Origin of the sequence: Niallia laureatilytica (assembly GCF_046613985.1) — a bacterium.
GTDB lineage: Bacteria > Bacillota > Bacilli > Bacillales > Cytobacillaceae > Niallia.
Genome location: NZ_JBKKHP010000007.1, coordinates 61,415 through 85,183, shown reverse-complemented (window position 1 = coordinate 85,183; position 23,769 = coordinate 61,415). Strand labels below are relative to the sequence as shown.

19 protein-coding genes are annotated in these 23,769 nt (G+C 38.2%); 5 read left to right on the top strand and 14 right to left on the bottom strand.

The features are described 5' to 3' along the window. Positions 1-34 precede the first annotated feature (34 nt). The 6 genes from ACLIJJ_RS17165 to ACLIJJ_RS17140 all read right to left on the bottom strand — a co-directional run bounded on the left by ACLIJJ_RS17165 (position 35) and on the right by ACLIJJ_RS17140 (position 10,255). A complete protein-coding gene (locus ACLIJJ_RS17165) occupies positions 35-343 on the bottom strand; it encodes a PTS sugar transporter subunit IIB (protein ID WP_233314802.1) in 309 nt (102 codons plus the stop codon). Positions 344-861: 518 nt separating this feature from the next. Further along, positions 862-2,121: a hypothetical protein gene (locus ACLIJJ_RS17160; RefSeq protein WP_341079776.1), complete on the bottom strand. Its 1,260-nt coding sequence runs from the start codon at positions 2,119-2,121 to the stop codon at positions 862-864. Positions 2,122-2,447: 326 nt separating this feature from the next. Next, complete coding sequence (metE, locus tag ACLIJJ_RS17155) at positions 2,448-4,739, bottom strand: 5-methyltetrahydropteroyltriglutamate--homocysteine S-methyltransferase (RefSeq protein WP_411411356.1); 2,292 nt, start codon at positions 4,737-4,739, stop codon at positions 2,448-2,450. An 88-nt stretch (positions 4,740-4,827) separates the two neighbouring features. Continuing rightward, on the bottom strand, positions 4,828-6,672 hold the full coding sequence (locus ACLIJJ_RS17150) for a bifunctional homocysteine S-methyltransferase/methylenetetrahydrofolate reductase (RefSeq protein WP_411411355.1): 1,845 nt from the start codon (positions 6,670-6,672) through the stop codon (positions 4,828-4,830). Between the two features lie 351 nt (positions 6,673-7,023). After that, positions 7,024-9,069, bottom strand: coding sequence for a methyl-accepting chemotaxis protein (locus ACLIJJ_RS17145; RefSeq protein ID WP_411411354.1), 2,046 nt, complete (start codon positions 9,067-9,069; stop codon positions 7,024-7,026). A 211-nt stretch (positions 9,070-9,280) separates the two neighbouring features. Next, positions 9,281-10,255: an alpha/beta hydrolase gene (locus ACLIJJ_RS17140; protein ID WP_233318132.1), complete on the bottom strand. Its 975-nt coding sequence runs from the start codon at positions 10,253-10,255 to the stop codon at positions 9,281-9,283. Between the two features lie 170 nt (positions 10,256-10,425). Here ACLIJJ_RS17140 and ACLIJJ_RS17135 point away from each other — a divergent pair, with 170 nt between their 5' ends. Next, the gene (locus tag ACLIJJ_RS17135; RefSeq protein ID WP_411411353.1) at positions 10,426-11,244 is read left to right on the top strand and encodes a mechanosensitive ion channel family protein; all 819 of its coding nucleotides are present in this window, start codon (positions 10,426-10,428) and stop codon (positions 11,242-11,244) included. Positions 11,245-11,282: 38 nt separating this feature from the next. Here the strand turns inward: ACLIJJ_RS17135 and ACLIJJ_RS17130 are convergent, their stop codons facing one another. Further along, entirely contained in the window at positions 11,283-11,969 is a 687-nt protein-coding gene (locus ACLIJJ_RS17130; protein WP_411411352.1) for a DUF421 domain-containing protein, read from the bottom strand. Between the two features lie 308 nt (positions 11,970-12,277). Between ACLIJJ_RS17130 and nhaC the strand changes: the two genes are divergently transcribed. Both nhaC and ACLIJJ_RS17120 read left to right on the top strand, forming a co-directional pair. Then, positions 12,278-13,666: a Na+/H+ antiporter NhaC gene (gene nhaC, locus ACLIJJ_RS17125; protein ID WP_233318138.1), complete on the top strand. Its 1,389-nt coding sequence runs from the start codon at positions 12,278-12,280 to the stop codon at positions 13,664-13,666. Between the two features lie 111 nt (positions 13,667-13,777). Further along, entirely contained in the window at positions 13,778-14,254 is a 477-nt protein-coding gene (locus tag ACLIJJ_RS17120) for a hypothetical protein (protein WP_233318140.1), read from the top strand. Positions 14,255-14,338: 84 nt separating this feature from the next. Here ACLIJJ_RS17120 and ACLIJJ_RS17115 read toward each other — a convergent pair whose 3' ends face one another. Then, positions 14,339-15,361, bottom strand: coding sequence for an ROK family transcriptional regulator (locus ACLIJJ_RS17115; protein WP_233318142.1), 1,023 nt, complete (start codon positions 15,359-15,361; stop codon positions 14,339-14,341). Between the two features lie 269 nt (positions 15,362-15,630). Between ACLIJJ_RS17115 and ACLIJJ_RS17110 the strand changes: the two genes are divergently transcribed. Continuing rightward, entirely contained in the window at positions 15,631-16,392 is a 762-nt protein-coding gene (locus tag ACLIJJ_RS17110; RefSeq protein WP_341079793.1) for a CPBP family intramembrane glutamic endopeptidase, read from the top strand. An 18-nt stretch (positions 16,393-16,410) separates the two neighbouring features. Here ACLIJJ_RS17110 and ACLIJJ_RS17105 read toward each other — a convergent pair whose 3' ends face one another. The 5 genes from ACLIJJ_RS17105 to garR form a co-directional block, all read right to left on the bottom strand. Then, the gene (locus ACLIJJ_RS17105; RefSeq protein ID WP_411411427.1) at positions 16,411-16,950 is read right to left on the bottom strand and encodes a cysteine hydrolase family protein; all 540 of its coding nucleotides are present in this window, start codon (positions 16,948-16,950) and stop codon (positions 16,411-16,413) included. 239 nt (positions 16,951-17,189) lie between these two features. Continuing rightward, entirely contained in the window at positions 17,190-17,840 is a 651-nt protein-coding gene (locus ACLIJJ_RS17100) for an HD-GYP domain-containing protein (protein ID WP_251646529.1), read from the bottom strand. A 210-nt stretch (positions 17,841-18,050) separates the two neighbouring features. Continuing rightward, complete coding sequence (locus ACLIJJ_RS17095) at positions 18,051-19,373, bottom strand: gluconate:H+ symporter (protein WP_233318148.1); 1,323 nt, start codon at positions 19,371-19,373, stop codon at positions 18,051-18,053. 65 nt (positions 19,374-19,438) lie between these two features. After that, positions 19,439-20,866, bottom strand: coding sequence for a four-carbon acid sugar kinase family protein (locus tag ACLIJJ_RS17090; protein ID WP_411411426.1), 1,428 nt, complete (start codon positions 20,864-20,866; stop codon positions 19,439-19,441). Positions 20,867-20,874: 8 nt separating this feature from the next. Then, positions 20,875-21,774, bottom strand: a complete 900-nt coding sequence (gene garR, locus ACLIJJ_RS17085) for a 2-hydroxy-3-oxopropionate reductase (protein WP_411411351.1) — start codon at positions 21,772-21,774, stop codon at positions 20,875-20,877. Between the two features lie 231 nt (positions 21,775-22,005). Between garR and ACLIJJ_RS17080 the strand changes: the two genes are divergently transcribed. Beyond that, entirely contained in the window at positions 22,006-22,623 is a 618-nt protein-coding gene (locus ACLIJJ_RS17080; protein ID WP_233318154.1) for a GntR family transcriptional regulator, read from the top strand. Between the two features lie 53 nt (positions 22,624-22,676). Here the strand turns inward: ACLIJJ_RS17080 and ACLIJJ_RS17075 are convergent, their stop codons facing one another. After that, positions 22,677-23,090, bottom strand: a complete 414-nt coding sequence (locus ACLIJJ_RS17075; protein WP_251646526.1) for a hypothetical protein — start codon at positions 23,088-23,090, stop codon at positions 22,677-22,679. Positions 23,091-23,769: the final 679 nt, after the last annotated feature.

Genomic DNA, 23,769 nt, shown 5'->3' with positions numbered 1-23,769 from the left:
TATATTCCCTCCTAATTGTTCACTAGCTCACCTGTTATTTCTTGGTTAATTCGTGCAGTAGCTTTAATAAAGCTGGTCCGCCAAGGGGGCTGTAGGCTTGTGAAGGGATAACCCCACAAGGAACACCTGCTTCATCAGCAGATTCTTTAAAACTGTCATAACGGTGTCTGACTTGAGGAGCAACCATTGCCACATCCCAACCGTTGCGGATTTCCGAAGCAAAGTCAGTCGCGCCAACTGCTAATACATCCAATATTAAGCCATCATTTTTGGCTTCTTTTTTTAGTGTGTTCACCAAAATGGAACTAGACATTCCACCAGAACATACAAACAAAACTTTCATATTAACCTCTCCTTTACATATCCAAATTTTGATAGCGCTTTCTAAAAATGAGTATAACGTTTTTGTAATAATGTTTCAACTTATATTTAAATAATATGTTATAAAATTTCAAATATAACTATCTTTATAAAGTGTTGCTAATAGCTGCCGAGAATCCACTAAGAGATGTTTTTGTTGGTTCACAAGCTAATTTTTTAAATGTTCTCGGCAATCTGGACAGAGTAATGGAAATATGGATACCGCCCAGCCAATATGTATATAGACCCTCAAATCCCCGGGAAGAAAGCAACTTATACCATGCAGGTTACATGTTACATGAAAGAGGCACAAACAAAGGCTGGATTCGTTCTCAAAACATGTATGTAAAGGCAACAAAACATCCGGCTGCCTTCTCTAATCTCATTAGGTATTGGTACATTTGCATTAGAAGCACTCGTAAATTTTAATCGCGGTAAGCATACTAAATATGAATGACAAAAAGGGTGCAGATATTATCTGCACCCTTATCGTGATAAACATTAACTATTAATCCGTTGAGGCATCACCAGAAAACTATTGGCTTTCCGGGTTTTAAGAATCTTAATCATCTGCTCCTGCAGAGATTTATTACAAGTTACCTGTAATAGTACCTCGCTTTTACGATTAGAGAAAAATTTAATTTTCTTTTTCTTCTTAAGTGCTATTTCAATAAACAAACCTATTAAAAAACCACCAATTAGACCAAGCAAGCCCCAAATAATTGGTCCTAAATACAAGACGAATCCATAGATAGAGCCTAAAACCATAAAGATAGAACCGCCAAGCATCGCTCCATCAAGAATACTTCTGCCGTCAACGGAATGGATAGAGTCTACTATATGTAATTGATCATCCAGATTTTCCATCGGTAAAGCCACAATGTTCTGCGGCTTTACTCCCTGCTTTTCCATTTCATGAATGACCATTTCAACAAAGGGAGAATGTTCAAATGTAGCGATAATTTGGACTGTATTATTATCTAATGTGTTGTGTTCTGACAAGTTTTCATCCCTCACTCTAAGGAAACGAATTTGCTCAATATCATATAATGTATTTGTTTCTATTACTGCTGTATATGCTTGATATATGGCAAAGGCATACATTGACGGTAGAAAAAGAAACCATTGCGAATCAAGAGCAGCTGTTGCACTCGGAAAATCACCGAGAAACGAATGAAGCCAAGCACTAACTGCACTTGCTTGATAAGCAACATATATCCACCAAGCTAAAACTAAGGTGCCAACGATTGTACTGCCGGCATATAGTTGACCTAAGCCAGGCGATAATAACGACCAGAAAAATCCTACCCAGGGATTTTTCTTATCAAGTATGACAACATCGAAAAAGGTTACAGCAGATGGAGAGATAGGAGCGTCTTCCACTTCTGCAAGTACATGGCTTTTTGCAATTTCTACGGCACAGCGGTAACTGTCCCATATACTATATACATACACTGCCATATAAAGCAGGAACCAATTTTCGTTAATTTCTGCCTTTGCTTCCTCGAATCTTCCTAGCATGGATAAGATAATCCCCATGTTTACATTGGCCTGACTGTTTACAACAAGCTCCCAAATAATCAGCATAAAACCATGGAGGTACTTACCGAGAAACATATGCCCAAACCCTGGAAAGGCAGCAGACCACCAAGCAGCAACCCATGGAGTGCGAGGATATGCAGAATTTACTCCCCATGCTGATATTGTGCCTTTTGCATAACGAGGTCTTATGTTAGCTGACTGGAATTTTTGATGCGGCATATGTTAGTCCCCCTCGACTCGGTGTCTTTATTAATATTACCAGCAATTGCCTGTATCATTCGGAAACTTCTATTTTACTGTTTCTTTCTCATCACAGGATTACAATCTCATTACTTTATATTTACTTTTAATGGTCCTCTCTAGATTTCCGCCTTTTATTGGATATAATGGAGTTCTGATAAAAAAAGTTTTAGCAAAAAAATACCCAAAAAAACAAAAGGTCTTCTATCTGTTGGTACATAGAAGACCTTTTGTCTATTTAGCAATCATTTTTTAGACTAATAAATATTGTGGAGCAGGACCTGTATATGCTGCCCCATTTATTGTTATACCGTTTGTTTAACCTGCTCACGCAATTTCTGTGTTGCCGCTACCATGTTTTTAAGGGATTGTACTGTTTCTTCCTCGCGTCGTGTTTTCAAGCCGCAGTCAGGATTCACCCAGAACTGTTCTTTTGCAATAACTTCTAGGCTGTCGTTTAAGATTGTTTCCATTTCTTGAATACTTGGAACACGCGGACTGTGAATATCATACACACCTAATCCAATGCCTAGCTCATATGCGTTTTGCTTAAGTGAATGAATCAGCTCTCCGTGACTTCTCGACGTTTCAATTGAAATGACGTCTGCATCTAAGGCGCGAATAGTGTCTAAAAAGTCATTGAACTCACAATAGCACATATGTGTATGAATTTGTGTTTCATTCTTTACACTTGATGTGGCAAGCTTAAATGCATTCACTGCCCACTCTAAATATTCCCCCCATTTTTCCTTACGTAACGGCAGGCCTTCACGCAGTGCCGGTTCATCTACTTGAATAATCGCAATGCCCGCTTCCTCTAACACGCTAATTTCCTCTCTCAATGCTAACGCTATTTGATTTGCTACTTGTTCTCGGGATATATCATCACGGACGAAAGACCAGTTTAGAATGGTAATTGGCCCTGTTAACATGCCTTTCACATATTTTTCCGTTAACTCTTGTGCTTCTATGACTTCTTTCACTGTCATCGGAGCGATCCATTCTACATCGCCATATATAATTGGCGGCTTCACACACCGTGAACCATATGAAACGACCCATGCTTGCTTTGTAAAGGCGATTCCTCTAAGCTTTTCACCAAAGTATTCGACCATATCTGTCCGCTCGAATTCTCCAGTTACTAACACATCAAGTCCGATGTCCTCCTGGATTTCTATCCAGCGTGCTGTTTCATTTTTGACAAACTGTGCATATTCAGCATCGGTAATTTCCTTTTTACGCCATGCTGTTCGTGTCCGCTTCACCTGATCAGACTGCGGGAAGCTGCCGATTGTTGTTGTTGGAAAATCCGGTAATTGCAGTTCTTCTTGCTGTAATGCTTGTCGTTCCTTAAAGACAGCAGGTCGTGAAAAGTGCTGAGGCTGCACGCTAGAAACCAGCTGACCAACATTGTGATTATTTCTTGCTTCATGCCTTGCCAGTGCATCAATTTTCAGTTTACTCTGTGTAAGGGCAATTTCATTTGTCAACGTTTCGTTTCGTACATAAGACGTTACTTGAATCAACTCTGCTATTTTCTCATCTGCGAACGACAGAGCATCCTGTAAAGCAGCATCTAGTGCTTTTTCAGAAACAGTTGTAACAGGTACATGCTGCAGACTGCAGGATGATTGAATCCAAGCCTCCTTAACACCGCTTAATGCTAAACAAGACTGTGTTGTTGCCGCTTTTTCTACTAAATCTGCCTTCCAAATATCTCGTCCATTTACTAGTCCAATCCCTAATACTTTCTCTTTAGGGAAACCATATTTTTGGATAGAGCGGATATTTCCCTCTCCTCCATGAACAAAATCAAGACCAATCCCAGCAACAGGCAGTTGTGTCAGCTCCTGATATGCGGAAAGTGCTTCAAAGTACGTTTGCAGCATGATTTTTGCGGCTGGCACTTCTATTGATAATTGCTTGTAAATTTCTTTAACAAGCTTAATATCTTCTTCGCTTAGTGTCAGTACTAATGCAGGCTCCTCGACCTGAATCCACTCTGCTCCTGCATCAATAAGCTGTTGAAACACTTGTGTATACAGCGGTAAAAGCTTTAATACAAACGATTCTTTTGCTTTTTTATCATAACCTTTCGCTAGCTGTACGAACGTAAACGGTCCAATAATTGTAGGCTTCGTTAAAAGTCCTAATTCTTCCTTTGCCTCTATAAAATAATCTAAAATATAGTTATTTGTCAGCGACAATTGCTTATTTTCATATTCAGGAACAATATAGTGATAGTTTGTGTTAAACCATTTTGTCATTTCACAAGCTACAGCATCTTTCCCGCCGCGTGCCATTGTGTAGTATGTTGTCAAATCTACTTCTTTTCCAGACCACTCATAACGGCTTGGCACTAAACCGAACATTGCAGCTAAATCAAGCATACGGTCATAAAAAGTAAAGTCTCCGACAGTGAGTAAATCCAGGCCAAATGCTTGCTGGCGTTTCAAGTTATTCAGTCTAATTGCTTTCATATCAGCAATAAATTGCTCTTTTGAAATTTTCTGATTCCAAAAAGATTCGACACAACGCTTCCATTCCCGATTTTCACCAATGTAAGGGTAGCCAATAACAGTACTAATTAATTTCATTATTATATTCCTCCTGCATCTTAATATTAGGTTTTCTTATAGAATTAATTGGTATTAAAACAGTAAAAACATGATCCTATGTCATTACTCAGGTAGCAGTCACTTCAACAAAGCGCTCACTGTCCAGTTCTCTAATATACTTTGTGAGCTCCTCCGTCATTTCAAATCGTAAGAAAGGCGTGATTAAATAAATTCCTTTAAATTTTTCTGCAGCGGCAGCTACTAGTTCCTTAGCAATTGCAATCCCCTCAAGCCGGGCCTTTAATGGGTCATTGCCGCATGAGGCCATCGCCTGCCTGACATCATCGGGCAGCTTTATGCCTGGCACTTCGTTATGGATAAATTCAGCATTTCGAGCGCTTGTTAGCGGCATAATACCAGTAAAAATAGGTGTTTCAAGATGTTTAGTAGCTTCATATACCTCTTCCAACTGGTTTACAGAAAAAATTGGCTGGGTCAAAAAAGATTGAGCGCCGCATGCTATTTTCTTCTCTAGTCGTTGGACTGCTTTATCCAGATGGCGGACATTCGGATTAAAGGCTGCTGCTATTTTGAAATTGGTGCGCTGCCCTAGACTTTGTCCCGAATACGACAACCCTTCGTTAAACTGTTTGACAAGACTAATTAAATCAAATGATGACAAATCATAAACACTTGTTGCCCCTGGAAAATCACCAAGCTTGGAAGGGTCGCCAGACACAATTAATAGTTCACTTAGTCCAAGAGTTTGCAAGCCCATCAGGTGGGACTGCAAGCCGATCATATTTCTGTCACGGCAAGTAATATGAATAAGAGGCTCTGAGCCAATCTCGTTCTTCAGCTTTGTTCCGAGAGCGACATTGCTTATGCGCGGGCTGGCTAAAGAATTATCTGCTAGTGTGATGGAGTCGACACCTGCTTGATGCAGTGTTTTCGCACCTCTCATAAATTCTTTAATCCCCAGTTTTTTGGGCGGGTCCAGTTCAACAAGAATCGTTCGTTCGGACTTCGCTTTTTCATGCAGCCCTTTTTTACTTTCACTTTTAGCAACTTCTATTACTTCAATTTTACGCACTTTAATCTGTTTTTTCGTAATTGGTGTAAGATTTCCAAGTGCTTTTTTTACTGCTGCAATATGTTTTGGTGTTGTTCCGCAACAGCCCCCAATAATCCGTGCTCCTTGTTCACGCAAACTTACGGCACTTGAGCCGAAATAGTCAGGGACCGCTTCGTAAACGAAACGTCCGTCTATATATTCTGGAAGGCTGGCATTCGGATAGACGGAAAGAAAGGCGCTGTTAGGGAGCGGCACTTCTTCGAGAGAGCGAATCATATGATGTGGTCCTAAATGACAATTGATTCCAACAGCGTCTGCGCCTAATGCCTCTAATTTGAGAAAGGCATCATTTAAATGGACACCATCCTGTAAATAGCTGTTTTCATGTAAAGAAACATTAGCAATAATTGGAAGTTCCGTTTCATTGCGAGCAATCTTTAATACTGTCTCTAATTCTTCTAAGTCATAATACGTTTCTAAAAGCAGGCCATCAGGATTCTCCATCAGCTGGCTGTATAATTGCTCACGAAAGCTTCTTTTAATTTCATCCAACTCGAGATCAGACTTGCGAAAGCTTCTTGACGCACCGATAGTTCCAAATACAAATGCTTTTCCTTTGGCTGCTTTTCTGGCAATGGATATGCCTTTTCTGTTGATGCTGCTAACATCTTCCTCCAAGCCATATCGTTTTAATTTAAAGTAGTTCGCACCGTATGTATTGGATTGGAGTATATCTGCTCCTGCTTCCAAGTAAGCAGTATGAATAGTTTCAATCCGATCAGGATGGGTAATATTGAGCTCTTCATAGCAATTATCAATTCCGTTTGAATAGAGAAGGGTACCCATGGCTCCATCACCAATCAAAATTCGCTTTTTCAACTCATCCCGAAAATTCATTCTATCCCTCCTCCTTTAGTTAGCCTATTACTTTAGTAAGCAAAATCTAAAACTAATATATAATTGAATATTCAAAACACTCGCAATGCACTTTCGAATTCCTAATTGTTATTCTAAAAATCGGTAGGGAATGTCATCTCCTTTTCTGTGTCTCTCTAACGTTGTATGTAGCTTATCATGATTAAATGGCTATAGTGTAACGGATAAAAGTAATCAGCTGTTATAATTAAGAGCTATACCCTTTTTTTGTCAAAGTCACTATATAATGAGGGGATGGCAGTCATATTTATTGCCCGTAAAAAGTTAAAAAGGCATGAGTTTCACGCTTGAACTCATGCCTTTAACAATGCTTTATATTTTAAATTGTGAAATTTGTTCCTGTAATTTCTGTGACATGCTTTGTAAATGGCTGCTTGCGTTCTTTAAGTCTGTCATTGTTGCAAGCTGTTCCTCTGTACTAGCAACAACATTTTGGGTATTGTCAGATGCATTCTGTGCAATATCTGACAATTGTTCTACAGAAGCTGTAATTTCCTCAGATGCTGCTGACATCTGTTGAGACGATGAGGAAACTTCCTGGATTAGACTGTCAACGGATTGAATAGATTCTAAGATTGTTAAAAATGCAGCATTAGCCTCATGAACTACGTCCATCCCTGCTTGCACTTCCTTCGTTCCGTTTTCCATCACATCGACTGCAAGCGTTGTATCCTTCTGGATGGTAGAAATAATTTCTACTATTTCCTTACCAGATGCGTCAGATTCTTCTGCTAGCTTACGAACCTCTTCAGCTACTACAGCAAATCCCTTGCCAGCCTCCCCTGCGCGTGCTGCTTCAATTGCGGCATTAAGTGCCAAAAGATTCGTTTGATTAGCTATATCTGATATTACCTTCACTATATCTCCTATTCTTTGCGAATGTTCTCCTAATCTCTTCACAACCTCAGCAGATTGCGACACACTTGCATGAATAGATTGCATTTGTGTCGACGTCTTTTCTAGTGAATGACGGCCATCTTTTGCTTTTTCTATGACGTCAGACGAATTCTCCAACATATCGACTGAAGAAGAGGCAATTCTTTGAATACCTGAACTCATTTCTTCCATTGCTGCAACTATTTGTTGCGAGCTGTCTGTTTGGACCTTGGAACCTTCCGCAACCTCTTGTATTGCTGCTGCAATATGTTCTGTTGCCTTCGTCGTTTCAGATGCCCCTTCGCTTAATTCATAAGAAGTTTTAGAAACTGATTCAGAATTCCCGGCAACTTCTCTAATCATGTTTCGAAGGTTTCCGATCATTTTGTTAAAATTAGCAGCCATTAGACCAAATTCGTCAGAGCTGTTAATATGGAGTTCATTCGTTAAGTCACCATTTGACATATCTACAGAAAGATCATTCACTTTCTTAACATTTCGTGACAAATAAGAAGAGTAGAAAATTATACCTGCTGCAATAATAAGGACACCAACAATTCCAATAGCCAGCGAATAATACAATATTGATTGAGATGCTTCTGTTAATTCTGCTTTCGGTATTACCATTCCTAATACCCAATTTGTACCGTTTATCGGAGTATATTGCACAAAGTACTCTTCCCCGTCTTCCGTGAAGTAGCTTTCCCCTTCTTTACCGGAAAGCATGGAAGCAGACAGTGCTGCTAAATCTTTATTTTGTTCATTTTTAATGTTTAACTTCATAACCTTATCTTCGTCTTTTGCTGCGATATATTCGCCTTCATTATCTAGAAGAAATGCCCAACCCTGTTCTCCAACTTGTGTTTCAGAAATAAGTGTTTGAATTTCTCCTAAATTAATATCACTAGTTACAATTGCCTGCAATTCATCTTTGCCGTTGTATATTGGCATTGCTGCAGTGATTAGTGTCGCATTCGTACTTTCATCAAACAGCGGTTTTGTATAAGCTATCCCTGCTTCCTTCCCAAGTTCGCTACCAACCTTGTACCAAATCTGATTAGGATAATCATAATCAGGATTATTATAGATTTCCGTCGAGGTAGTCTTGTCCCCTTCTCTGTAGCTGTACGTACTGAAATACTTGGTGCCTTCTTTATATTGGTACGGTTCAAAATAAATTCCCATTCCGTAAACATCTTGATTTCCCGCTAGTTGTCCTTCAAAAATAGCGTGCAGATCTTGAAGCGTGTAGCTAGTTGCATTCTGCTCTAAGACATCAGCAACTCCTATTGAAAAGGCAGTATGCCTGTCTATCGTTCCTTGAATGTCACCCGTCACAGACTCTAACTGATAATGTAATTTCTGATCAATTTCATTAGATATATAATCGTGAGAGGTATTGTAAGAAACAACAGTCATCACTAACAGTGTTAAAAATACTAATGGCATTAAGAACACCAATGTTTTAGCTTTTATGGACATTCGTTTCACCTGTTTTCCTGCTTCCTATCAAAATTTAATGTTGCCGCAAAAAACCTTCCTACAGAATATATCGGTGTATTATTATTAGAATCAATGAGTAAGAACAATTTAGCAGGAACATGGGAAACATTACCGAAGTCTTATTCTGTTTTAAAAAAGACTGTCCTAAAAAAAGGCAGTCTTTTATATTTACTATTATTTTCTTAATATATTAATCTTCCTTATTAAAGGTCTTTAAAACTTGCTCTTGAATAAAGGAAATAGTATCTTTTGCTATTCTCTTTTTATTTAAGACAATTCCTGAGTGGCCGCAATTATATACATGTCTTGCTGGTTTGCCCCAGCTTTGCCACAAGTGATCAGCGTCTTCTAGTGAGATATATTGATCGTGTTTTCCTGAAATTAATAAGATGTTCTCTTTCTTTATTTTAGGAAGCGACCCGCTTGGATCGGTAATTCCCCAGTGCTCAATCAGTTCTTTAAAGCCTATTCCATTGTTCAGGAAATCAGCCTTAATGTATTTCCCAGGAATTGTATTCCAGATAGAATGAGATAGTCTATTGGCATAAAAGACGGAAATAACTCCATCAATTTCAGCCTCCTGTGTTGCTGCAAGATTCGCTATCCATCCTCCTAAGCTAACACCAACTAACACAATCGGCCCCTCTTGTGTTTGTTTAATCCAGTGAATCAATGTTCTTAAATCAACAATCGATTGTTTAGTTGCATGCACCGTTCTGTCCAAGTTTGCACTTATCATAAATTCCCCGCTATACAGAGATGGAGGAGGAGTTCTTTCCATGTGATAGGCTAATGGAAAATAGTACAGGTTCCAACCTAAGCTTGACATCTTATCATGGTAAATACTTTTTAATTTACTGTATGAGTTCATTCTCCAGCCATGAATCAAGATTATATTTGGTGTTACCCCCTTATTATTTTGCAAAAACATTTCCCCTTTAATAAAATCATTATTAGGGTATTCTGTGGCAATGAAGGAGGTAAAGCTATATGTATTAGATTGATAATCTGCAGTTACTTCTGTCTGAAAACTAGGATTGTCTGGTTGGTAGAAATCCTGTCTGTTTATTTCAGTTGGTAAGACTGGTATGGCAAATTGTGTGGTTGAGCTTTTCTTTTTATGTAATGCAGATAATGCATAATGATCAATAAACTTTGAAAACACGGAACAATCCCCTTCTATTAGCAGCTTTTATCTTCCTATCCCTTTCATTATAATTAACTTAACACCATTAATGAATATCGCTTCTATTTTTTATGAAAACATGCTATCGTTAATTTTTGTTAGGAAAGAATTTTTCTCTCCTTTATTAGTTTAAGCAAAAGGGTGAGTTTATGTTTATCTTAGAACTATTCGAGAAATTTCCAGTTAGACTGACAGCAGTAGCACTGCTCATTATACTTACAGTTTTTTTAATTAGAAAGTTCATAAAAATATTTTTTGACAAAACAAGCTTTTTAGATGAAAAGCGGGAAGAAACTTTGATGCATTTCACCAATCAGGTGACAAAGGTTATAGGACTGGTATTCTTCCTTATTTACTTGCTCAGCCATTTCTTTGAACTGGATAGACTGATAACCGGGTCAGTTGTATTAGCGAGTGCCTTGGCATTGATTCTACAGCATATTATTCGCGATTATATTATGGGACTGACATATTTATTTGAACGTCAGCTGCATCACGGGGACTATGTTATTATCAATGGAGATAAACAAGGGAAAATTGAAGAAATTAGCATTCGCCACCTGAAAATCCGCCAGTATGACGGTTACCTCTATACCGTTTCCTACAGCAACATTACCGAGCTGCAGAATGGAACGAGGGGAAGGCGGAGGGTTAACGAAAGCCTCATCCTCAACTATAGACAAAACCCAGATGCTGCCTTTAAAGTGATGGAGGATTTAGCAAAAACCTGCAATGATAAATATCGTCACTATTTATTGAAGGATGAATTCGGCATTCCTGTCGAACCATTTCAATTCAATGAAATTACGGAGCTGAATGTTGGTTTCATGGGGCATAAATATTCTATATCTGGCCTTGTAAATGAAACAGATTTCGTGGAAGCCAGCAAAAAAATCAGATTTGAATTGGCTCTAACTGCCTATCAAAACGATTTAGCGATGGCAGAGAGCCCTAATACAAGCCATTAAACAGTAAAAAGCAAGAGTTCGAATGGAACTCTTGCTTTTTACTGTTTAGAATCCTTATTGCTTAATATATACACCTTCCCATTAGAACCTATTACTGCATAATCAACTTCATTCAAGAGCAGTTTCTGTTTGTCCAGCTCGAGTTGCAGCAAGGAAAGATTGTGTTGCATAAGATTTGCTTCCAACACTGCTCCTCCGACAATTAACTCAACTGGGCGATTTGTCTGCTCTGCTTCAGCAATCTTTATATCCTGTTTTGTAACTTCCCTATATAGAGGCTTTTTTAAGACAGACAATTTTCCACTTGCCTCTACTATTGCATCCTGAACTTCCTCGATATTGAAAATGTCTTTCTCTCGCAGCAGCTGATTTACATAGTCTATTGTAAAATGGAGGTTTATCATGTTCTCTTCTAAAACTTGCCCATCCTTTATAACAGGTGTGGGACACCCGCCAAAAAACCTCCGTGCCTCTTTGCTTCTTGCAGACATTGTAACCCCTGCTAAAGCAATCATAACGATAATAACAAATGCCAGAATAAAATTAGCGACTTTAATAGGAGTATTGAACGATAAATTTGCTGCAATCGTACCCATGGAGATAGAAGCAATAAAATGGATATTTGTCATTTGTGAAATCAGCTGTTTCCCTAAGATCCTTGTGCCTATATACAATAGAAAAAAACAGCCTATTGTTCTAGCTGTTACCTCCAAATACTCAGACATGTATTCTTCCACCATTCTGCTCTATTTCCAGTTAGTTTTTCCCTTTTTCATGAAATCATTCTACTAATTATTCTGATTTGAGACTGCATTTTATGCATATTGCGTAGAGACTTAGCGTTCGCACTTCTCACACTATCATCCTCAAACAACGAAAAAATTATTTTGACATAGCGACAAATATGGTGTATCGTAGTGCATGTTCGCTTTAACGCTTAAAAGCGTTTAAATAAGAAAGTTACTATTTTACTAGATAGCTGACTTTAATAAATCATAAGCAGCAAGTTTTAAAGAGTTTTGGAGGAATAGGTATGGATTTTGAGAAAAATACACTGTTGATCCGTCCGTTGGAGGCAGTGTTTATTACGATATTACTAATGGGGGCCCTTGGTTACCTGATAATTGGGGTAGAGGTTGTCCCACATATTGCTATCATGACAGGTATCGCTTTATTGTTAGTTTATGGAGCGATTAAAAAAGTTAGCTTTCGCGATTTGGAACAGGCAATGGTAGAAGGTGTTAAACCTGGTCTCGGTGCTATTATGATTTTCTTCTTTATAGGAATGCTAATCAGCAGCTGGATGGCAAGCGGAACAATTCCGACATTTATTTTTCTAGCAGTTGAATTAGTTTCAGGTAAATTCTATTTTGCGATTGTTTTCGTTGTTACAGCTATTATCGGTATTTGTATCGGCAGTTCCCTTACTACAGCAGCTACAATTGGAGTCGGCTTTATCGGAGCAAGCACGGCTTTAGATATATCGCCTGCCATCACTGCTGGCGCTGTAATTTCCGGAGCATTTTTCGGTGATAAGATGTCACCTTTATCTGATACAACAACACTTGCAGCAAGCGTTGCAGATACAGACTTATTTGAACATATTAAAGATATGGCATGGACAACAGTTCCTGCATTTATCATTTCGTTCCTTGTATATTTATTGATTTCACCAGGTAAAACTGGAGACAGCATTCAAAAGATAGATGAAATTAAAGATACTTTATTGAATCTAAACCTTGTGCATTGGTACTCACTTATTCCGCTAATTTTACTAGCTATTCTGGCACTCAAAAAAGTATCTGTAATTGCCACATTGTTCGCTGGAACAATTTCTGCGTTAATTATTTCTTTTTGGGTCAATAATGGCTTAGGTTTTCATGCAATACTTGATTTACTATACTCTGGCTACAAGTCAACAAGCGGCATTGCAGAAGTAGATTCTATGCTGTCAAGAGGCGGAATTGAAAGTATGATGTTCAGCATATCCATCATTTTGCTTGCTTTAAGTATGGGCGGATTGTTATTCAGACTTGGAATTGTACCTGCCTTATTATCTGTAGTCCAAAATATGCTGCACCGTGTTTCCTTACTAGTATGCTCTGCAGCAGGAACAGCAATTGCCGTTAACTTTATTCTTGGAGAGCAATACTTATCTATCCTGCTGCCTGGTAATGCCTTTAAAGAAAACTTCAAAAAAGCCGGCTTGCAGCCTAAGCATCTTTCAAGGGTGCTTGAGGATGCGGGAACAGTCGTTAATCCCCTCGTTCCATGGGGTGTCTGTGGCGTATTTTTGTCTTCTGTACTTGGCGTTTCTGTTGCAGACTATGCTCTATTTGCACTGTTTTGTCTATTATGTCCGCTCATTACGATTTTTTATGGATTCACAGGGATTTCATTATCAAATTCTAAAAAACAATAAAAAAGCAGCACAGTTATCAATTGATAACTGTGCTTTTCCTTTTCCATAAAAATTGTATATTCCTAAGACCATCTGCAGAAAATAAAGTCAAATCTTAAGGGTGGTTACAGCATGCATGAAATTATTGATAATCTAGATTTAAGTTCAAAGGGCTTATGGTTCCCAGTTACTGTAAGCATCGTATTGGTTCTTTCTGTACTTATTATACCTAAGAAGATTTCATGGAGAGATATTTATATTACATTCGGGGTAGTTGGATTTGCTACTTGGCTCAGTGACGGGATTCTCGCAAGGGCATTCGACTTATTTGATATAGGCAATCCTAAAAAAGCAGGTCTCGGTGATATTTTGAGCTATACGTTAATTCCAACCTCCCTTTCGATTCTTTTTTTGAATTTCCTCCATTCGAAAAACAAATGGATGTTAACTTCCTGGTTTACTCTGGCAGCCTTTTTAATTCAATTTGGAATGGTTCAGCTTGGCTATATGACATTTAAAGGCTGGAACGGATATATCTCCATTATTGTCTATGTATTTGCATTCGGTTTTCTATTGCCTTGGCACTTGAAATTTATTACAAACGAATAAGTTTTTGCCCCAACTGAAAGAAGGTGCTGTCTATAAAACCTGCTCCTATTAAAGAGTGAGTTTAATTGACAACACCGTTTATTGTTAATCTTTCATAAGTTGATCCAATGCAAGACTTTGGAGCCCATATAAATAATCTTTTTTCCAATCACTAACTGTAAGTTCCGGCAGATGTTCGGAAGGAACATATTTTGCGCTGCATGTTGCTATGTGTTCTAAGCTCTCTTTATCCACTTCATCATTATAAAATATAATTGTATGCGGATTAAGAATTGATACAAACGAGGCAATTAGTCTGCTTGTTGCATCGATTTGATGGTCCTCCACTATCATTACCTTGCTTCTAGCTTCACTTTCTATCGCCTGCTGAAAATTCTTATCATTATATTGGGGAACAAACGAGATTTCACCTGAAAAAAAGGTGTTTCCTCTAACTACATCGCCATTTATCATAATACCTGCTCCTGGTCCGTTTTGACCAAAATACAAATATACTAAGGAATGCTTGTCTGTCATCCCCATATTTGCGTGATAACCAAGAACAGCAGCATTCATATCATTTTCCACTACAACAGGAATGTCAAACCGTTCTTCATAATAACCTTTTAAATCAAAGTTTTGAAAGGATTCATAGCCTGGTATATAAAAAATCCGTCCATTATCAACAGAACCTGGCACCCCGACAGCAAGCGATCTTATTTTCGGATGCTTCTCCATCATGCTTTCAATATATATATTTAGAGAGGTGAGTCCATCCTCTTTTAGCACACTTGGAGTAGTTCCGTTTTCCTTTATTTCTCCAATACAATTAAAAATCGTGTAATTGGTTTCTGATCCTTCTAGAAAGATCGCCAAGCCTAACATATATTCTGGGTTATACGAATAGCGTTTAGCTCTTCTTCCCCCACTTGAATCATCTAATCCGACTAAGTTTATTTCCCCGTCCTTTTCCATTTGCGCTAGGAATTTACTGATAGTCGGAAAACTGATACCTAATGTATTACTAAGTTCCACTTTCGTTGCACTTCCTGCTTCAAGAAGGGCTTTGCGAATTCCAGTTAGGATCATTTTTTTCATCGATTTTGGAGTTGCTGATAATTCATTCATTCCATTCACCACCATAAACCTTTTTAAAGCAGTTAAAAAAGCATGGTGATACTATAGCATAAATAAATATCTATCACAATACAAGCATCACTCTACATCTTACTTAAAGGTCTTTAATCTTAATTCAATGCTTATCTAAAAAACTGGTCTTAATCAGCACAGTTTGCTGAATTTCAATACTTTAAAATAATACAGCTGTATGAAAAGCAGGAATATCACATTCCTTCTTGAATAAAAATAAAGTGGAAAACAAAAATTAGGAGGTTTACATGGAAATATTCCTTTGGATAATGATTGTTTTTTTGTTTGTGTATGAGCCTATTTTTGGATATTTTGATTTTCAGAAATTCAAGGTAAATGTCACAACCATTGCACATGCCAGAGAGAAGTATTATATTCATACTATTGTTGGCTTGTGGGTCCCTACTCTTTATATTATCCTCTTAGTCCTTTTCACCGAAGTTACCTTTAATCAAATCGGATTTACCTTACCTTCTATTAACACAGATGTATTTGGTCCTGTTATTACCTATATCGTCTTTGCCTTAACTGGCGTCTATATTATGGCTATTCTCTATTATATGATTGGATACCATGTCAGTAGTAATATTCGGACAAATCTAACCGAAGCAAAAAACAAACAAAAGGAGAAGTCCGAGTTTCTTGCAATAATGCCTGTAAGTAAGAAGGAGAAAAAGCTTTGGAATTACGTTTCTATTACGGCAGGTGTTACCGAAGAGATAATATACCGCGGCTTTTTACTCTTTGCTTTTTCTTACTTATTTCCAAACCTGTCCATTTGGTTTGTTGCCATCTTTGCATCTCTTTTATTCGGACTTGCTCATACGTATCAGGGGCTATTGTCAGGTGTATTGCGGACAGCAATTGTTGGCTTAGTTTTTTCGATCTTATATGCTGGCCTTGGCTCGATTATTCCCCTTATTATCCTTCATTTCTTAATAGATTACATGGCTAAGCTGGGCGAAGATAAGCAAACCATACAGGATTCGCGCATAACAAAAATCCCATAACTATTTAAGGGATTTTTGTTAACTATTCCATTCACTCAAAATCTCCTCTGTCGTAAGAATTGTCGCAAATTCGTTCTGGAGCATGGCAAGCTCATAATTATGGATAGAGTCTGCATCATAATAATTACCTTTTTGATCGGTCGTTTCGAATGCTGCTGTGGCATCAGACACTAGGAAAGTTTGATATCCTAAATTTCCACTCATTCGTGTTGTCGTAGAAATACAATGCTGTGTGGACAGTCCAGTGATAACTACAGATTTTATTTGCTGATCTTTAAGATATGTTTCTAAACCTGTACCGATAAAGGCACTGTTTACATTTTTTTGAAAGATAGTTTCCAGTTGCAGTGGCTGTATACTGTCTTTAAACTGTGTTCCCACCTTATTTTTATAATGAAGGGGAGAATCCGGCTGCACAGACATATGCTGCGAATAAATAATATGCCCTTTTTTGTTTCTCCATTCAGTTAGAAGGCGTGCTATATTTTTTTCAGCTTGCTGATTGTTCCGCTTTCCCCAGTACGGGTCGTCAAAGCCTTTCTGTACATCCAAAATCATAAGTGCTGGCAGTTCTTCTCTTAAGTTCGCCAATAGTATCCTCCTAATATTTAAAATCATTAGAAGTTATTATTCCAATGAACCCTCTATTTATGTAAAATTGGCTGCAAAAATAAGGCTGGTTCTTTACCAGCCTCTCATTCATGGATTAATATATATCAGAGTTTTTTTCTGCAGAATAATAATGATGTAAGCTGCGCGTTAAACTGGAGTTTACAGCGGGGAACTTATAGCTACTATTAAATGACTTCCAAAAATACTTCCGTAATGTCTGGATCAAATTGCTTCCCTTTTTGTTCATATATATATTGTAGTGTCTTTTCCTTTGACCAAGCTTGCTTATAGGATCTTTCATTCGTTAATGCATCATAGCTATCTGCAATAGCTACTATCCTAGCCTCCAACGGTATTTCATAACCCTTCAAATTATATGGGTACCCTGTGCCATCCCATCTTTCATGATGATATAGTATGATGTTCTCCGCTACCTTTAATACTAGATTGTCACAATACAGCACTCTAAAGGTCTTTTCTTTAAACATGGCTGCGCCAATTATCGGATGCATATTCATCATATTTCTTTCCGAATGATCTAATTCACCTGTTTTATACAGTATTTCCACCGGAATTCGCGCCTTTCCTATGTCATGTAGGATGCTTGAGTCAGCAATGCTATTGTAATAATCCTTATTAAGTACTTCTCTGTTTCTGTTATAAGCCTTTATGAGCATCTTAGTCAATTCCTGCACTCTGCTTAGATGGCCCATAATTTTTTGATCACGAATATCACATGCTGATGCCACATGGCTAATTAATTCTCTGGAAGATTTCCGCCTGTAATGGAAGGTCTCTTCATCATGGTACGTTATAGCAGTATTTCTATTTCCCAATTTAATCATCCCTCCTCTTAGGTATATTAGCCTATCTACCAAGAATTATAATAAGGATTATGGAGGATTTATATAGGAATAGAATCCTAATTAGACAGCTTTTGCTAATAGGACCTGTATTTTGCAACAAAAAAAACTGCAATTTAGAAATTCCTAAATTGCAGCTCTATCAATTTATAAGCTTATCAACTTTTAAATAGTAGAAACACGTTAACTAATAAACATGTTGATAATTAACACACCTGCAAGCCCAACTAAGGATGCAATGGTAACCATAACAGACCATGTACGGATGGTTTTTCCGATTGAAAGGTTGAAATACTCCTTATAAATCCAAAAGCCTGCATCGTTCACATGGGAGAATGTCATACTACCAGCTCCAGTCGCCAGTACCATTAGCTCTGGACTAACATGGGCAGCACCAACTAAAGGTGCGGCAATACCTGCAGCTGTTAGTCCTGCAACTGTTGCTGAACCAAGGACAACACGAAGAATCGCAGCAATCAGCCAAGCTAAAATTAACGGAGACATCGTTGAGCCTTCCATCAGGTTTGCCACATACTGATCGACATGTGTGTCAATCAGCACTTGTTTAAATGCTCCGCCCCCTGCGATTACCAATAGAATCATAGCAATGCTGCTTACTGATTCAGAAATCGAGTTCATGATTTCCGGCATCTTTTTTCCACGGTTTAAGCCAAAAGTAAAGATAGCCACAATAACTGCAATTAATAAGGCAAAACCAGGATCTCCTAAAAACTGGGCGACTGGCAGTAAGGAGGAATTCGGCATAGCAATTTCCACCACTGCTTGGAAAGCAATAAGTATTACTGGAATTAATGCTGTAAACACACTGATACCGAAGCTCGGCAGTTCACTTTCTTTATAATGCTTCGGAGTAAATAATCCTTTTGGGATTTCTACTTCTAAATCTGCTTTCTTAAATGTCTTCACATAAAGTGGACCACTTAAATAAATCGCTGGTATTGCAATTAGCACACCATATAATAATGTCTTTCCGATATTTGCATCATATACTGCTGCAACAGCTGTTGGCCCAGGGTGTGGCGGTACAAAGCCGTGCATCGTAATCAGTGCAGATATGACCGGCATTCCGATATAAAGAATTGGGACACCTGCTTGTGCAGCAATCGTAAACACTAGCGGAATTAACACCACTACACCTGTTTCAAAGAACAGTGCGATACCGACTATACCTGCAGTTAAAACTGCTGCGAGCTGAACCCGCTTTTTCCCAAACGAATTTATCAAGGTTGTGGCAATTCGCTGAGCACCGCCTGAATCAGCCATCAGTTTACCTAGCATACCTCCGAAACAGATAACTAAAACAAGATGCCCTAAGGTGCTTCCAAGACCATTTGTAATAGATTCCATTGCTTCGATTGGCGCCATGCCTTCCATAACCCCTACAAGCAGCGAAACAATCACCAGCGATATGAAAGCGTTTAACTTAAAGACAACCATTAATAAGAGCAAAAGCGCTACCCCTATACATATATATACGATCGGCATATTTCTCCCTCGATTCCCTCTGTAATTTGGAATGCCGTAATCGGCATTCCATGATTATATGTGATTTATGCTTGTGTGCCTAATATTTGGACAACAGTCTTTAGATCATCGACTGTACCGACATTCCCTGGGAATATTACATAAGACATCCCCGGATATTTACTTTCTTCTCCAGTAATCCATACTGGAATTCCCGGTCTGATTTGTCCGGCAACTGTTGCTCTTTTCACCCCGAGACCCTTTGTTCCTACATCACTGGAGGTAATGCCGCCTTTGGCAACAAGGAAATTAGGTCTTACCTTCAGCTTTGTGACAATGGACGTCACTGCATCTGAAATAGACACAGAAAGCTTCAATTCTTCTTCTTTTTTGTTTTCCCCAAGGTCCAGCCTTTTCCTGCTCGTATAAACTGCTACCGTTTTACCTGCAGTAATCAAGCTTTCGACTGTTTCAATCACACGCTCACACTCTGCTTGAAACTTAACTGGCTCAAGCACTAAGTTTGTTTGAAATTCAATAAATTCAATCGATGTTAGCTCTTTTAATTTATCCAATTGCTCTGTCGTTTTCTTTACATGAGAGCCGACTATTATTAAACCGCCATTAGTTGTTTCTTCCTTGACTAGTTCGCCTCTTGTCAAAAGGCCCCTGTCTTGCACACCGCCGATTACTTTAGGCAGAGCAGCTGCACTTCTAAACAGAAAATTCTTTCCTGCCTGAATTGCTTTAACGAGTGCTGCAGTAAATATCTTTACATCTGCTTCGTCAGCTGCATTGACAACTATCTTGTTGAAATCAGTCACAGTAGTTAACTGTTCCGCAATATTATCAACTTCCTGTGCGCGAAGCTGCTCAATGGAAATATATAATGTGTTCTTTGCTGGAAACTCCCCATTTGACTTTTCCTCTACCCATTCTCCAAGATGAGAACTGGAATAGCCAAATGTACGGTCTTTAGCGAATTCCGTTTCACCAGCAGGAATCAGCTCTGTTCCTGTTTGCACATAATGAATATTATTTATCGTAAAGCGTCCGCCTTCCTTAAAATAGGGAAGGATTACTTCTCCGTCTATCTTTAAGCTGGAGCCCGCTTCAAGTGTCTTGCGGATAACAGCTGTTTCAAGGGGATAATGACCGCGTAATGTCGAATCCCCTCTGCTGATAATTATAAATTCCTTATTCAGTTTGGATGCAACCGAAAGGATATTTTCAGCAATTTCACGATGAACTTCTTCTGTTTCTTTTACTGTCAATCCGCGTGAGTTTGTTAGAATAAAAAACATGGATGAATCTTCTTGAAACCCTGCCTCTATCGCTTCTTTAGACCAATCAGTAAAAACAGAAATATTATTTACTGTTTGGACACCTGTCGGATCATCATCGAGAACAATGATTTTTTTGTTTAGTTCCTTTAATGCCGCTGCTGCTAATTGGTCTGCCGCCTTTTTGTCTACTGCTGGAAGTTGGTTAAGGTATTCTGCATTCAAGCGCAAGCTCTCCATTATTTCTCAACCTTCTTTACTTCAGTATTAGCTAGCTTTTCATAATAGCGGACAATGCTGGCATGGTCATCATTCATTTTTCCGTCTGTTTTTAATGCATGGAATATTTCCAGCAATTGACTAGAAAGAGGCAGTGGCACACCAATTTCATGGGCTGTATCCATAACATTTGTAATATCTTTCATATTGATTGCAATGCTGCCGCCTGGTGCAAAATTCCTTTCAAGAATCATAGGCACCTTAGCATCAAGAACCGTACTTCCTGCAAGTCCTCCGCGAATTGCTTCATACATCTTTTCAATATCAATACCTGCTTTTGCAGCCAGTACTAAAGCCTCGGACATTGCTGCAATGTTAAGGTTTACAATTATTTGATTAGCAAGCTTGGCTGTTACACCACAGCCATTGTCTCCCACTAAGACAATATCCTTTCCCATACCATTCAAGATAGGTTTAACGCTTTCAAATACATCTGACTTACCGCCAACCATAATGGACAATGTTCCATCAATCGCCTTTGGTTCACCGCCGCTAACAGGCGCATCCAGCATTTCCACCCCAAGTTTGGCAGCTTCTGCTGCAAGTTCACGTGAGACATTTGGTGTGATAGAGCTCATATCAACGATGACAGAACCGGGTTTTGCACCTTCCAAAATACCATTTTCTCCAAGTATTACTTCTTTTACATGTTTAGACGCAGGAAGCATTGTAATAATAACATCTGACTTTTCAGCAACCTCTTTAGCGGTAGTCGCGGCATATGCACCGGCTGCTTGCAATTGTGCAACAGCATCCTGATTAAGATCAAAAACCGTAAGCGTATGACCTTTCTCTATAAGATTCAACGACATTGGTTTCCCCATTATTCCTAATCCAATAAAACCAACTTTTCGTTCCATATTTATTCCTCCTCTATACTGTAAGCATTTGCATTTTTTATTATGAATGCAGTGTGAATTTTACAACTACTGCAATCGTTTTCAGTTATTTACAACCCTATTGTACACGATTACATAAAAAATGTATACAATTTTTATATTTTTGTATACAAAAATATTATCTAAGTATTAATTTTTTCTATTGTTTGGTAAGATACTTGTAAATAGTAGTTGTTCTTGGAGGGTGAAGCTATGTTTGGAAATAACCGTTCACGGCCTGCTTATCATCAATCATATGAGATACTGCGGGACAAGATATTAAACGGTGAATTATCTGGTGGCACAAAAATTGTGGAAGAAAAGATTGCCGCCGAATTAGGAGTTAGCAGAACACCAATCAGGGAGTCTATCCGTAAATTAGAGCATGAAGGATTAATCGTCAATAAACGTGTCGTGAAGCCGACTGAAAAGGACCTGCGCAACATGTTTCAAGTCCGCATTTTGCTTGAAGGCTATTCTGCCCAGTGTGCTGCATCGTACATAAAAGAAAAAGAGCTGGAAGAATTATTAGAATGTGTCGAGATTGGAAGAAACGGAACAGTGGACGAAATCATGAAAGCAAATGAGCGTTTTCATGAAATCATCGTTCAATCAAGCAATAATCCTGTCATGATTGATATTATCGATCGTATGCAGTCTACCATCTATCTTTTTAGAAAAACGGTTGTGTTTTATAACCGGCCTCATCTCATCGATGAGCATGAACAGATATTTGAAGCAATAAAGCTTAGAGATGGGCAAAAAGCAGAACAACTGATGAAAGATCATTTGCAGGCTGACTTGGAGTTTTGCCTTCACTTGATAGGGTAACAAAAAAAAGCAAGGGTGTACTCATAAGAGTACACCCTTGCTTTTTGCATATATTATTCTTCTTCTTCTTCTACTTCTGGAGCACCAGCAAAGTTCATTGCTAGTTGATCAGCAACAGATAATTCTTCTGTTCCATTGAAATAAGGATAGTATGGCAATTCTACTACTCCATTAATTTCACAAAGTGAAATAGTTACAGGATAATAGAAAGGAGCAGGACCTAAAATCAATTTATCACAGTCTACATTGCCAACTAAACCTATGAAATATCCACCATCTACTATTACTTTAACAAGGCGGCCTCGAAGTCTTTTCAATTCTTCTTTAATACCTTCTGCACATTTGTTGTCACATTTGTGATCATGCTTATGCTTGCATTTACAATCATCATGATGATGATGTTTTTTCTCTCCGTCCTTTTTTTTCTTATGCTTTTCAAATAAAACAAAATCTAAATGAAGATGCATAATGTTATCCCCTTCCATCAAAATATTATTTACTTCCCTAATAATATATTGCCGCTTGTCCCCTTCTGTTACCGCTCATTTACCTATTTATAAGACCTGACAAGAAAATGATGAAAATGCATGAAGGACATTAATACAGCTGTTTGCAAGAATATTTAAAACAAGAAAAAGAGGTGCACTTATAAAATAGTGCACCTTTCAAAGTAAGTGAAAAGGGAGGTTTTAATGGTATGCTAGGGGAATTATACTAAGAATCTCTTAAAGATTTTTGAGTACAAATGTTTTGTCAGAAGAATAATTACTTAATAAGAAACGAGCATTAGTCTTTGAAGACACTGCACATTATGAGAGTTTACATCATTTATTTGGGCAGCTTATTTCTATGCAGCCTGATACTTAACTTAGTAAAACTGTGCAATACCTAAGGAAACAAAAGGTTTATTTCTTTATTTTTTTCATCGTCCTGCTTATAACATACTTAATGAACAACAAAATTCTTTACTTAGCTACATCATCATATTTTTATTTCTATTGAACATTCATAATGCTCTGCCAAAGACTAATTCCACCATCTATGTTCCCGAATACTTAGTGTATAGTGCTTTTTCCTCCCAAGTAATATTACTTCCAAAAAAAATGCTTGTCCCTCACTTCCTTAAGAAATTTCTTAATACCATAT